Annotated in this window: 11 protein-coding genes; 7 read left to right on the top strand and 4 right to left on the bottom strand. The window is 53.6% G+C overall.

Going from position 1 to position 13,250, the window contains the following annotated elements; genetic code table 11:
- Window positions 1-7: 7 nt before the first annotated feature.
- Window positions 8-940 carry a ribokinase gene (gene rbsK, locus ACGG90_RS09045; RefSeq protein WP_390408559.1) on the top strand — a complete coding sequence of 311 codons (933 nt, stop codon included), beginning with the start codon at window positions 8-10 and terminating at the stop codon, window positions 938-940.
- A gap of 12 nt (window positions 941-952) precedes the next feature.
- Here the strand turns inward: rbsK and ACGG90_RS09040 are convergent, their stop codons facing one another.
- Window positions 953-1,405: a MarR family winged helix-turn-helix transcriptional regulator gene (locus tag ACGG90_RS09040; protein ID WP_390408557.1), complete on the bottom strand. Its 453-nt coding sequence runs from the start codon at window positions 1,403-1,405 to the stop codon at window positions 953-955.
- A 135-nt stretch (window positions 1,406-1,540) separates the two neighbouring features.
- On the opposite strand from ACGG90_RS09040, the gene ACGG90_RS09035 reads away from it, so the two are divergent.
- A complete protein-coding gene (locus ACGG90_RS09035; RefSeq protein ID WP_390408556.1) occupies window positions 1,541-3,871 on the top strand; it encodes an ABC transporter ATP-binding protein/permease in 2,331 nt (776 codons plus the stop codon).
- Window positions 3,872-3,938: 67 nt separating this feature from the next.
- On the opposite strand, the gene ACGG90_RS09030 is transcribed toward ACGG90_RS09035, so the two are convergent.
- Window positions 3,939-5,165, bottom strand: a complete 1,227-nt coding sequence (locus tag ACGG90_RS09030) for an aminopeptidase (protein WP_390408554.1) — start codon at window positions 5,163-5,165, stop codon at window positions 3,939-3,941.
- Window positions 5,166-5,366: 201 nt separating this feature from the next.
- Here ACGG90_RS09030 and ACGG90_RS09025 point away from each other — a divergent pair, with 201 nt between their 5' ends.
- From ACGG90_RS09025 to ACGG90_RS09005, 5 genes are all read left to right on the top strand, one after another.
- The gene (locus ACGG90_RS09025; RefSeq protein ID WP_390408552.1) at window positions 5,367-5,963 is read left to right on the top strand and encodes a TetR/AcrR family transcriptional regulator; all 597 of its coding nucleotides are present in this window, start codon (window positions 5,367-5,369) and stop codon (window positions 5,961-5,963) included.
- A gap of 61 nt (window positions 5,964-6,024) precedes the next feature.
- On the top strand, window positions 6,025-7,395 hold the full coding sequence (locus ACGG90_RS09020) for a DUF2252 domain-containing protein (protein ID WP_390408550.1): 1,371 nt from the start codon (window positions 6,025-6,027) through the stop codon (window positions 7,393-7,395).
- A 176-nt stretch (window positions 7,396-7,571) separates the two neighbouring features.
- Window positions 7,572-8,642: a phosphomevalonate kinase gene (locus tag ACGG90_RS09015; protein ID WP_390408548.1), complete on the top strand. Its 1,071-nt coding sequence runs from the start codon at window positions 7,572-7,574 to the stop codon at window positions 8,640-8,642.
- Between the two features lie 123 nt (window positions 8,643-8,765).
- Window positions 8,766-9,518 carry a hypothetical protein gene (locus ACGG90_RS09010; protein WP_390408546.1) on the top strand — a complete coding sequence of 251 codons (753 nt, stop codon included), beginning with the start codon at window positions 8,766-8,768 and terminating at the stop codon, window positions 9,516-9,518.
- Between the two features lie 69 nt (window positions 9,519-9,587).
- Entirely contained in the window at window positions 9,588-10,601 is a 1,014-nt protein-coding gene (locus ACGG90_RS09005; protein WP_390408544.1) for a YihY/virulence factor BrkB family protein, read from the top strand.
- 65 nt (window positions 10,602-10,666) lie between these two features.
- Here the strand turns inward: ACGG90_RS09005 and ACGG90_RS09000 are convergent, their stop codons facing one another.
- Window positions 10,667-11,551, bottom strand: a complete 885-nt coding sequence (locus ACGG90_RS09000) for an SDR family oxidoreductase (RefSeq protein WP_390408543.1) — start codon at window positions 11,549-11,551, stop codon at window positions 10,667-10,669.
- A 120-nt stretch (window positions 11,552-11,671) separates the two neighbouring features.
- Window positions 11,672-13,108, bottom strand: a complete 1,437-nt coding sequence (gene pyk, locus ACGG90_RS08995) for a pyruvate kinase (RefSeq protein ID WP_390408541.1) — start codon at window positions 13,106-13,108, stop codon at window positions 11,672-11,674.
- Window positions 13,109-13,250: the final 142 nt, after the last annotated feature.

Here is a 13,250-nt window from a genome sequence, read left to right as displayed (position 1 = left end):
GAGCATATTGAATAATCACATCACCGTTATTGGCAGTATCAACGCTGACCACATTCTATCAGTGCCGCGCTTGCCAGTTGGCGGCGAAACCCTCAGTCTCAGTGCCACGCAACTGGCCGCCGGCGGCAAAGGGGCCAATCAAGCTGTTGCCGCCAGTCGTAATGGGGCCAAAGTCGCCTTCATTGGCGCAACAGGTAAAGACGACGCTGGACATGAATTACGCCGCCAACTTGCTAAAGAAGCCATTGATTTGGCTGGCGTGGCAACAATTCCCAACGCTGCTACTGGCCGAGCGTATATCATGGTCCAGCCAAGCGGCGAGAATTCGATTTTGATCGACCATGGGGCCAATTATGCCGTAACCCCTAGGCAAATTATGGCCCATGCCGGGCGCATTCGCCGCGCCGATTTCGTCGTGGCGCAATGTGAAGTGCCGATCGCCGCGATTCGTGCAGCGTTCAATGAAGCCCGCGCCGCCCACAAAACTACCGTCTTAAACCCGGCGCCGGCGCCGAAAACCTTGGCGCCGTCGCTTTTGGCCATGGTGGATCTGATCGTGCCTAATGCGTCAGAAAGCCAAGCCTTGACCGGTATTGCCATCAGTGATGTGACGAGCATGGCGCAAAGTGCCGCATGGTTTCACCAGCGCGGTGTCAAAGTCGTGATCATCACCTTAGGCGCACGCGGCGCTTATGTGTCAGGCGCCGGCATGACTGAGCTGCTTGCGGCGCGTGAGGTGCCAGTTGTGGATACCACTGCCGCAGGCGACACATTCATCGGGGCGTTAGTGGCTCAGGCCAAGCCTGACTTCAGCAATCTCAAAGCGGCGGTGGCTTACGCCATGGCAGCAGCGGCGCTCGCGGTACAACACGCCGGCGCGCAGCCATCGATTCCTACCACCCAAGCGGTGCTTGCCAGCATGGCTCAAGGCAACTCATGAGCCTGCGGATCGTCAGCGGGCTTCAGGCATGAACTTGGCTTTGGTCAATAAGCGGATGATGTCTTGGACATCGTCGGTCAATTGGCTGCGGTCTTGCGTTGACAAGTTGGTGAAGTGTTGTTCGATGCGCGCTTGGACCCGCCGCATATGCGCTTCGGCGATCGCATCGCCGGCTTTGGTCCGCAAAATGTTGATTTGGCGGCGATTCTGCGGGTTGGGTTGCCGCGCGACTAAATCGCGTTTCACCAGCGCATGGATCGTGCGGGTCAATTGCGGCGCAGTGGTGCCGAGCAACTGTGCCAACTCGCTCATGGTGCAGCCAGGATGCGCGTAAACGACGATCAAGGTCATGATTTGCTGCGGGGTCAGCTGCAGTTCTTCAAGATCACTGTTATGCAAGGCTTCATGGGCCATGGTAATGAACAGCTGGCCCAATAAGGCAATATCTTCAGGAGGATTGGTCATGGGGGTTCCTTTCCAGTCAGTCCTAAGGCTGATTTTGATTTAATTGTTTACAATTCATTGACAAGCTTACCGCAGTTGACGATACTTAACAATTGTTAAGTATCTGAAATTCATGTGACATTAAGGGGAGACAATATGCTCGAGCTTAAACATATCAAGAAATATTATCACGTCGGCGGCACGCTGACCAAAGCGCAAGACGACGTGTCGGTGGCCTTCCGCGAGCAAGAATTCGTTGCGATTTTAGGCCCGAGCGGTTCCGGCAAAACGACCATGCTCAACATCATCGGCGGCTTGGATCGCTATGATTCAGGCGACTTGGTGATCCGCGGCAAGTCGACTAAAGACTTCAAAGACGCCGATTGGGATGCGTATCGCAACAACTCGGTTGGGTTCATTTTTCAGTCTTATAACTTAATCTCCCACTTGTCGATCATGGACAATGTCGAAATGGGGATGACTTTGTCAGGCGTGTCTGCGGCAGAAAAGAAGCAGCGCGCCGAAGATGCCTTGATCCGCGTCGGGTTGAAAGACCACATGCACAAGTCGCCGCAACAACTCTCCGGCGGCCAAATGCAGCGCGTGGCCATTGCCCGGGCGATCGCCAATGATCCAGAGATCTTGTTAGCCGACGAACCAACTGGCGCGTTGGATTCGGAAACTTCCGAAGAGATCATGCAGCTGATCCAAGACCTGTCGAAAGAACGCTTGGTCATCATGGTCACCCATAACCCAGACTTGGCGCGCAAGTACGCTGATCGCGTCATCGAATTTGCCGATGGCCAGATCCAACACGATTCGCATCCGCATGTCGAACACGACAAACCCAATGCCTTCAACTTGAATCGCACCAAAATGAGTTACTGGACGGCGTTGAAGTTAAGCTTCAACAACATCCGCACCAAGAAAGGCCGCACGTTCTTGACCGTGTTCGCCTCTAGTATCGGCATCATTTCCATTGCCGTGGTGCTGGCGTTATCCAACGGTTTCCAGAAACAAATCGATAAGACCCAATCAGAGGCCATGGCGTCGATGCCGGTGACGATTTCGCAAACCGGCACCGATACCAGCTCGATGATGACCGGTACGCGTACCAAGACTTTCTCCAAAGCCAAGCACGTCACCGCCGCCAAGTCTGACGCTGAAAAGGCCCAACACACCAACAAGTTGGATCAAGATTATTTAGATTACATCAACAAACTGCCTAAAAAAGATGCCAAGAACATTGCCATCACTTATGGCACCGGCATGAACCTGGCGCGTGAAGTCAACGGCAAGTACCAATCCGTCAGCTTCTCCACCAGCAACCCTGATGCCAAAACCGCCGATTATTCAGCGATGATGGCAGCCAGCACCGGCGTGGGCGGCAGTGTGTATCCCATCGATCGCAACGGTGGCCAAAGCTTCTTGAAGACTTATTACAAAGTCATCGCCGGCAGTTATCCGACTAAAGCCACCGACATCGTGTTAGTGGTGAACAAGGATAATTCCTTGGATATCAACGCCTTAAAGAACTTAGGCTTTAGCGTCAAAGAAGGCCAGAAGCTCAATTTCAATGATTTAGTCGGTACCAAGGTCAAGTTGATGACTAACGACGACTATTACACCAAGCTGCCTACCGGTACCTTCATGCCGGCGCAAGACTTGACTAAAGCCGCCACTGCGCCAAACACCAAGACCTTAACGGTGCGCGCGGTGATCCGCGTCAAGTCCAAGAACTCTGATGGCTTATTGGCCAGCGGTGTTGCCTACAGTGCCGCATTGACCAAGCAAGTGCTTAACGCCAATGATGATTCCGCAATCGTTACTGCGCAAAAAGCCAGCCCAGCTAACGTCATCACTGGCCAAAGCATGGACACAGCCACTCGCGGTACAGTATTGGCCACGCTTGGCGGTTCAAAGACGCCAACGTCCATTCAGATCTATCCGACCAACTTCAAGCTCAAAGACAAGGTCTTGAAGTATTTGGACAAATACAACAAAGGCAAGCAAAAGGCCGATCAAGTGATTTACACCGACTTGGCTGGCACTGTCAGTGATATGACCGGCGGGTTGATGGATGCGATCACTTATGTCTTGATCGCTTTTGCGGCAATTTCACTGGTCACTTCCATGATCATGATCGCCATCATCACTTATACCAGTGTGTTGGAGCGGACCAAAGAAATCGGCGTCTTGAAAGCCTTAGGGGCGCGCAAGAAGGATATTACCCGAGTCTTTGATGCGGAAACCTTCATCTTAGGCTTTGGTGCCGGGGTGTTTGGCATCATCGTGGCTTGGGCCTTGACCTTCCCGATCAATTCTTTGTTGGCTAACGTCACCGGCTTGTCCGGCGTCGCGGTGCTTAATCCGCTGCATGCCATCGTCTTAGTGATCGTGTCGACAGTCTTGACCATCTTAGGCGGGCATGTGCCAGCCCGCATGGCGGCTAAGAAAGACGCTGCCATCGCGTTACGCGCAGAATAAGCAACAAGTAACCACAAAGGCGCCACATCAATCCGGAAGGATGATGTGGCGCCTTTGTTGTTGCAGCTTATGCCCAATCGCCATGGCGGAAAATCGGCACGGTACTGCCATCTGCGCGGATGCCGTCGATATCAGTTTCAGCTGAGCCCATCATGAAATCAACATGGGTGTCGGCGACATTCAAGCCGACTTGTTGGCGCTGGGTATCAGTCATTGCCACGCCGCCTTCAACGGAGAAGGGATAAGCCATGCCCAAAGCCATGTGATCTGAGGCATTCTCGTCAAACAAGGTGTTATAGAAGATGATGCCGGATTGGCTGATAGGGCTGGGGTCTGGCACCAATGAAACTTCGCCTAAGCTGCGCGCGCCTGAGATCATCAACAAGTTCTGCAACACCGCGTCGCCGCGATCGGCATGGGCGCGGATCACTTGGCCGTTCATGAAGGTGAAGTGCATGCCTTCAATGATCGTACCGGCGTATGAAAGCGGCTTGGTTGAAGCGACAGTGCCGTCGATGCGGCGGCAGTCAGGCGCTGTGAAGACTTCTTCAGTAGGCATATTGGCCATGAATTCTTCGCCGCGCGGATTGAAGGAGCCGGCGCCTTCCCAGATATGATGTTCTGGCAAGCCCACCGTTAAGTCGGTGCCTGGCGCGGTGTAATGCAAGGCGTCAAATTGTTGTTCATTGAGCCAAGCGGCTTTGTGGCGCAATAATTCGTCGTGTTTGCGCCATGCCGCAGCGGGGTCATCTGCGTAAATGCGCGTCGTCTTGAAAATTGCATCCCACAATTCGTCTACCGGGTCCAAAGCTTCAGGGAAGACCTTCTTGGCCCAAGCCTTGCTTGCAGCCCCGATGATCGTCCAAGAGATCTGATTGGAAGAAATCGCATCGATCAGCGGCGCATACGCGTCGCGAAAGCCGGCTTGTTGATCGGCGATGCGCCGCGGATCCAAGCCTGCCAAGTTGTCCGGGTCGCCTGAGGTAACGGTGATGCGCTTGGCGTGATGCTTGAGCCAGTATTTGAATTTCGCCGCCATGTCCGGGCTGGGATGTTTCAAGCGGGATTCTTTCATGTGGGCGATATCAAACCGCGCAATGGTGTCATCTTGCCACCACAATTGGACTTCGGCGGCACCGGCGGCGTAGGCTTCTGCAGTGATCAAGTGCGCCAATTCGCGCTGCTCGGTATCGATTTGCAAATACACCGTATCGCCAGGCTGCACGCCCACGCCGGTATGTACCGCTAATGCTGCATATTTCTTCAGGTTCTCAGCAAAATTAGGCAGGGTCATGATTTTTCCTCACTTTTTTCTCATTTAGTTGATTCTAACACAAACCCCAGGCCGCGTGCAGATAACAAAACGCGCTTTTTCCGCGGTGTGAAGCGGCGAGGCCATGCACGGCGTGATAAATGATTGCGTTTTCCCTAAGCTTTGGTAAAATAACATTAGGTTTATTAAAATATGGGGTGCATGACGAAAGTAGGGGACAAGATGTCACGAACTAAGTCGATCACAGAAACGCAGATCCTTAACACGGCTTATGATTTAGTGGTAGATGGGGGTTTCAAGAATTTCACCGCGCGCAACATCGCGCGCGTACTCGGTTGTTCGACGCAACCGATCTACTTAGAATTCAGCTCGATGGGGCGGCTGAAAATTGCAGTGATGGAGAAGATCAAGCAAGAATTGGTGCGCAAACTTTCCAAGCGCTACACACTTGATCCGGTGGTCGATTTGGGGTTGGCCTACATCAACTTTGCGCTAGGCAGTTCACGTTTGTATCACGCAGTATTTATTGAAGACCATTTTGGCGTGGAAGAAATGCGCGACTTCGCCATGGAAACGGCCTTGCAGCGCTTCGACGACTACGCACCAGCAGCCAAGATCCCGCTGGCTCAGCGCCGCAACGCCTTGATGGGGTTGTGGATCGTGGCCACTGGCATTGCCAATTTGCAAGCGGCTGGGTATGCTGATTTGTCTCGCGAGCAAATGACGGACATCTTGCAAGCAGTGGTGCAAGACTTCATGCTCAATGGCCGCTTCACCCAGAATGCCAAGGCGTTAAGCGACCATTACGCCATCATGTAACTGCGGCAGCTGCCGCATGGCCCACGTGCTTGGTCACGTGGGCTTTTTTAGGAGGATACATATGCAATCATTGATCGAACAACTTACCCCAGATGCTGCCATCAAAAGCGTCGCCGCTCAAATGGCGTTAGGCAAAGCTGAGCGCGAGCACACGCCAATCGACAGCCTTGGTTTGCGGCCGGTGTTGGAACGCGACCCGGTGGCGTTTATTTCCGCCATCGAAGCCAATTTGATCCCGGAATTATTGCCGCAGCGCCACGCGCGCATGTTGCAGAATCCAGCGGCGTTCTTCCGCGGCACGGCAGAATTGATGGCGCATGACTTAAGCCATGAAGCGCATACTGACATTAAGCTGCTTGGCGATGGGGATGCGCATTTGCAGAATTTCGGCTTCTATGCGTCGCCTGAGCGCCAGTTGTTGTTTGATTTGAATGATTTTGATGAAGCGGCGATCAATCCCTTCGAATATGATATCAAGCGCTTGGCCACGTCGGCGTATTTGCTTGGCGCCCAGCAGCATTATGCCGAAGATGCCATGGATGACTTGGTGCGCCATTTGGTGCGGACCTATCGCAAAAGTATGCACCACGCTTGCAAACAAACGGTGCTGGAGCGCTTCTATGCCTCAACGGAAGTCCATGATCTGATGGCAGGCTTAGACGACACCGATGCCGGCGATTTGATCCAGCGCGTCGTCAATAAAGCCGCCAAGCGCGATCATCAATCGGTGGTGAAGAAATACACCACCACCAATGGTCGCGGCCAGCTGCGCTTCATTGACCGCGCGCCGCGTTCGGTGCATGTGGAAGCCGACACTGAAGTCGGCTTGATGCAAGGCTTGGCGGCTTATCGCCAAACCACGCGCGCAGATGTGAATTTATTGTTGCGCCAGTATCATCTCACCGACTTGATCCGCCACAGTGTCGGTATCGGCAGCTTTGGCACGCATTGTTATTTGGCGTTGTTAACCGGCCCTGGCGGCAGTCCTTTGGTGCTGCAGATCAAAGAAGCCTTGCCGCGCCGGCGGGAGTTAAGTGCTGGACAAGAATTGGATTTGGATCTTGAAGTCAGTGCCGGCCAGCGCATCATCGCGGCTCAACAGATCTTGCAGAAAGCCTCTGATCCGTTTCTGGGCTGGTTTACCCTAGGCAAGCGCAGCTATTATGTGCGGCAGTTTCGGGACATGAAAGAGTCGCTGGACATTAGCGGCTTAAGCGTTGAACAGTTTGGCGTATATGCAGATGTGTGTGCATATTTGCTGGCGATGGCGCATGTGCAAAGTCCCACCGCCGCCGCGGCGGTCGGCTACATGAACAAGCAGTTTGATGCGGTGATTGCGAAGTGGTGCAAAGGTTATTTGCATCAAGTGATCGATGATTACGCCGCATTTGTTGCGGCAGTGGCGCCAAGCGGTGGTGACGCTATCATCTAAAACCGGCAAAATTCGGCTTGTGTTCTATTCACAGGATGCCTAGAATAGTAAGGTGTGATTCTTGAGAATTCGTTACAGTTGGCGTGCTGATGCGCGGTTAACTGGCGGTTAACGTATAATCATTTTGCACCCCGAAAGGTACTTCGGGTCAAACTTTGGTGAAGGGTTCTGATGGATTGGTAACAGCGCAGGCGCCTGGCAAGTTGTATATTGCTGGTGAATACGCCGTGGTGGAAACTGGCTACCCCGCGGTGATCGTGGCATTAAATCAGTTTGTGACGGTGACCGTAACGGTCCAAGACACATACGGCAGCATCAACTCCAAGCAATATCAAGAGAATTCGCTGACTTGGCAGCGCAATGGTGATGAAATGGTGTTCGATAACCGGGACAATCCATTCCACTATATCCTTAGTGCGATCCGCTGCACCGAAATGTATGCCCGCCAGAAAGGCAAGACGTTGGCGCTGTATTCCATGGATGTGGATTCAGATTTGGATTCAAACGACGGCAAGAAATATGGTTTAGGCAGCTCGGCTGCGGTCACCGTGGCCACCGTCAAGGCTTTGGATCAATTCTATCAATTGCATATGACCAACGCCCAGCTGTACAAGCTGGCGGCCATCGCGCATTTGGACATTCAAGGCAACGGCTCGCTAGGCGACATTGCCGCATCTGTGTACGGCGGCTGGATCGCGTATCGCTCTTTTGACAAAACGTGGCTGGCAGCGCAGCGGCGCGAGCATTCATTAGCCGAATTGCTGGATATGGATTGGCCGCGCTTGTCCATTGAATTGCTCGAAGCGCCTAAAGACTTGCGCTTGTTGATCGGCTGGACAGGCTCGCCTGCTTCCACCAGCCGCTTGGTGGATAAGATCGCCATTGCCCAAGCTAAAGAACATGCGGATTATCAGAAATTCTTAGCCGCCAGTGAACGGACGCTGGAAGGCTTGATCGAAGGCTTCCATCAACATTGTTTAACGGCGATCCAAGCCGGCATTCGCGCCAATCGCCAGTTGTTGAATCAATTGGCCCAGTTGTCTGGTGTCGAAATCGAAACACCGTCTTTGCAAACCATGTGCGACTTGGCCGAAGCTGCCGGCGGCGCCGCTAAGTCCAGCGGTGCTGGCGGCGGCGATTGCGGCATCGCAATCGTGGATGCCAAGTTGGATACAGCCCCGTTATTGCAAGCTTGGACCAAGCAAGCCATTGAACCGTTAGCTTTTCATGTGCATGAATTAGCATGATCTCAATACCGCCGGCTTCGGCGGTATTTTTTTGGCCAAAAAGCGCCGCTTAAGCGTTGTGTATTGGCGCAGGTGTGCCAGACTGCTATAATGATAATAGTAAACACACTTGGAGGTCCGCTGATGGGGGCAAGTTTGATCCATAACATGTTGTTTCGTGAAGGGTTGTTAGTGCTGCTGGTGGTGGTGGTGCTGATCAGCTTCTATGTGCGCTATCGCCATGCCGCTAGCCGGCAATATGTGCGGACACGTGAACGGCGCATGACGGCCGTCGTGCACTCGGCGCGCCGGCAATTGGTGGCGGCATTGGTGCTGTTGGCTGCGGTGTTGGTGTATGATCGGGTGCTGCCGCTGTTTGGCGTAGGCGCTGCGCCGCAAGCTGCGGCCAGTTCCAGCCAGGTGGTGAAACAAGCGCCGAAACAGACGCAAAAAGCGCGCTTGAGCAAGGCCAAATCGGTGTCTAAAGAAGCCGCCAGCGTCAGTGAATCGGCCAGCTTAGCCGCTGCCAGTTCCACTAAAGCGGCTAAAGCATCCAGTGCCAAAGCTGCTTCTCAAGCCAAAGCGGCAAGCAGTGCCAAAGCCGCCAGTGCTGTGGCCGCTTCAAAAGCGGCTGAGGCCGCCAGTTCATCCAAGGCCCAAGCGGCTAAAGTCGATCCTAAAGCCAAAGCCGTGGCGGCGGTGCAAACGTTCTATGCCAATCATCCAGAGCAGCAAGACACGCGCATCGATAACGTCGGCGTGATCCAGTACGGCAGCGACTACACCGGCGTGCCGGCGTATGAAGTGGGGATGTATCAAACCCAAGCCGATGGCACCAGCGTTGCGGTACATATGTATTTCTATTATCCAAACGGTACGATTAGCAGAGCTTATTAAACGACAAGCGTGTGAATAACACGCTTGTTTTATGCCTAAAGCCGCTTTAAATCAACGAAGGAGGACCACATGGCACAGCGCCGGAAATTTAAATTATTGCGTTTGCGCCACGCTGCCGTTGTGCCGTTGACCAAAGCGCAACGCCAAGCCCTTGATGAAGGGCGGATCCCGTTGGCGGAAATGAAATTGCCCAAGAAAGTCAAATTCCGCGAGTTTCTGAAGTTGGCGCTGCGCCGGATCAATGACGCGGAGCTGGGCCCGACCAGTGCGGCGTTGGCGTTCTATTCGTTGTTATCGCTGTTTCCGATGTTGATCTTGTTTGGGAACTTGTTGCCGTTGTTTGGCTTCAGCTATGATGGGGTATCGGCGTATTTAGGCCAAGTGGTGCCGCAAAGCATCATGACGTGGCTGAATCCGGTCATTCATAATTTACTGAATTCGACTTCCGGCTCTTTGTTGTCGATTGGGGCCGTGGCGACGTTATGGGCAGCGAGTTTAAGCGTTAACGCGTTGAAGAATGGCTTTAACAAGGCGTATGGCATCACGCCGCCGTCGAATTTCTTCGTGCAGCGGCTGTTGTCGATGCTGGTGATTTTCTTGTTGGTGTTGGCGTTAGGGTCGGTCATGATCGCCTTTGCTTTCGGGCGGCAATTCTTGGAATGGCTGGTGCCGTTGTTTGGCTTAAGCGATAACTGGTTGGCGACCTTTAACACCTTGCGCTGGCCGGTGACGCTAGCGGCTTTGATCATGGTGATTTTCTCGATCGACTATTTCTTGCCAAATGTCCGCATTCGCTTCTGGACGATCATCCCAGGCGCCAGCTTCACAGTGATCAGCTGGTTGGCGTTAGCGCAAGGCTTCTCGCTATACATGCGCTATTTCGGGGCGCGCTTTGATTCTTATGGTACCATCGGCACGTTCATGGTGCTGCTGTTGTGGCTAAACTTCTCCGGTTGGCTGTTGTTGATCGGCGTGGTGATCAATGCCTTGATCGCCGAGTATTACACCGGCCGCTTGCATCACTCGCGAGGCAAGGTCCATGATTTTGTCCGCAAGCAGCGTCAGGCATTGAAGAAGGACTAAACTCACATAAAGGCGCGCCGCTTTCATGACTGTTCATGAAAGCGGCGCGCCTATTTTGCCACCAATCAGTTATCACCGCCAGTCACGCCATAGATTTGGCCGGTGATATAGCTGGCTTCATTAGACGCCAACAAAACATACACCGGCGCCAGTTCCACCGGCATGCCGGCACGCTGCAGCAAAGTGTCTTGGCCAAAAGTTGCCAGCTTCTCGGCTGGTTGACCGCCATCGAGCTGCAGCGGTGTCCAAATTGGACCAGGGGCGACGCCATTGACGCGGATGCCGTCAGGTGCCAAGGCTTTGGCCAAGCCCACCGTGTAATTGGCAATGGCCGCTTTAGTTGCGGCGTAGTCCAAGAGGTTGGGGCTGGGGGAGAACGCTTGGATCGAGGTCGTGGTGATGATCGCACTGCCTGGCTTCAGGTGGGGTTTTGCGGCTTTGACAAGCGCAAACATGGCTTCAATGTTGACAGTGAAGGTGTCGTGAACTTGTTGCAGCGGCAATTCTGAAAGCTTCGGGTGTTGCAGCTGCTGGGCGGCGTTTAAGACCAAGGTGTCTAAGCCGCCAAGTTCGGCGACGGTACTGGCCACCACATCGGTGCAATGTTCAAGTTCGCGCAAGTCCGCTGGCAACAGCACCGCTTTGCGTCCGGCAGCTTCAATCAATTCGGCGACGGCTTGCGCGTCACTTTCTTCACCAGGCAAGAATTGGATGGCGACATCGGCGCCTTCTCTGGCGTAGGCGATCGCTGCGGCGCGGCCGATGCCGGAATCGCCGCCGGTAATCAAGACACGGCGGTTTAACAAGCGGTCGTGGCCGACATAGCTGGTTTCGCCACAATCCGGCACCGGGGTCATTTTGGCTTGCAAAGCGGGGCTTGCGTCAGGTTGTTTGGGAAAGTCTGCAGTATGATACAAACGGCGCGGATCGATTAAAGTTGGCTCTGGCATGAAGTTCCTCCTTTATTGGTATATCTTAAGTGTACCGAATTGGAGGCAGGACATGCACGTGTGAGCCTTGAGACCAAAAAAACGCCTTCCGCCATGATTGGCGAAAGGCGCACATTAAATTTATTCTGCCACGCGGCGCAACAGCACGTTGTTGGTGGAGCCTGGTTCATACAATGGCAAACCAGCGACGATGACCACCACGTCACCGGCTTCCAATTGACCAGAAGCAACGAGCTTGGCTTCGGCATCGGCGACTAAGCTTTCAAGATCTTGGCTCTTGTCGAATACCACAGGCGTCACGTTCCAAGACAGCAACAAGGAACTTGCGGTACGTTCGTCATAAGTCACTGCCAAGATCGGTGCTTGCGGCTTCAGGCGCGAGATTTGACGGGCGGTGTAGCCGCTGGAAGTCAAGGTGATGATCGCCTTGGCGTTGACGCGCTCGGCAGCGGTGACTGCGGCAATGGCAGTAGTGGTGGTGATGGAGCCGGATTGCTTGAGTTCGTCTAAGACTGGGGAGTGCTTAGGCAGCATTTTGTCGGCGCGTTCGTCGATCACAGCCATGGTGTGCACGGATTGTACTGGGTAATCCCCGTTAGCAGATTCGCCAGACAACATCGTGGCATCGGTGCCTTGCAATACGGCAAAGGCCACGTCGGTGACTTCAGCACGGGTTGGCCGCGGGTTTTCTTGCATGGAGTCCAACATTTGCGTGGCGGTGATCACCGGCTTGCCGGCGAGGTTGCACTTGTGGATCAATTCTTGTTCTACTGCTGGGACTTCTTCATAAGGGATCTCGATACCCATGTCGCCACGGGCAACCATCAAGCCGTCTGCGGCAGCCAAGATGTCGTCGGCATTGTTGATGCCTTCTTGTGATTCGATCTTAGGGATGATCAAAACGTCTTCGGCACCGGCTTCTTTAAGCACGGCGCGGATCTCTTCAACGTCGGAAACTTTGCGGACGAAAGAAGCGGCGATGAAGTTGATGCCTTGTTCACAACCAAAGCGGATATCGTCTTTATCGCGGTCGGTGATGCCTTTAAGCTGCAAGGAAACACCAGGCGAGTTAACGCCTTTCTTGGAGCCTAAGGTCGCGGGATTTTGTACTTCAAGGGTCAATTCGCGAGTTTCTGGGTTCTTGGCGATGATCTCCGTGTCCAACAAACCGTCGTCAAACAGCACATGATGGCCCAAGTCAACGTCGTCGTATAAGCCGCCGTAAGTGATATCAACGGCGCCTTTTTGGCTGAGCTTGCCGGTGTTCATGGACAAAATGATCTTGTCGCCGGTTTCGTATGCGACCTTGCCGCCGTCAGTGGTGGCGGTGGTGCGGATCTCGGCGCCTTTGGTATCGAGCATTAAGCCGACTTTCACGCCGGTTTCTTGCATGGCTTGCTTCACCAAGTTCATGCGGCCAAGCTGTTCGGCATGGTCACCGTGAGAGAAGTTGAAGCGGAAAATGTTCGCACCGGCGTTGATCAGCGCCTTGATAGTCTTCAAGTCGTTGGACGCAGGCCCTAAGGTCGAAACGATTTTGGTTTTACGCATGGTCATGATTTCCTCCAATTAATAATGTAAGCGTGATACACGTTACTGCCTTTATTTTATAGAAAACGTAACCATTAAGCAATAGCGTTCTCAAAGTAGGGGTACGATAACTGCGCGATCTTGCGCTTTCGCCGGGTTTAACCAAGGG

This window comes from Lacticaseibacillus jixiensis (assembly GCF_042847315.1).
GTDB classification, from domain to species: domain Bacteria; phylum Bacillota; class Bacilli; order Lactobacillales; family Lactobacillaceae; genus Lacticaseibacillus; species Lacticaseibacillus jixiensis.
The sequence above is the reverse complement of the archived record's forward strand: the minus strand, read 5'-3'. Positions and strand labels throughout refer to the sequence as shown.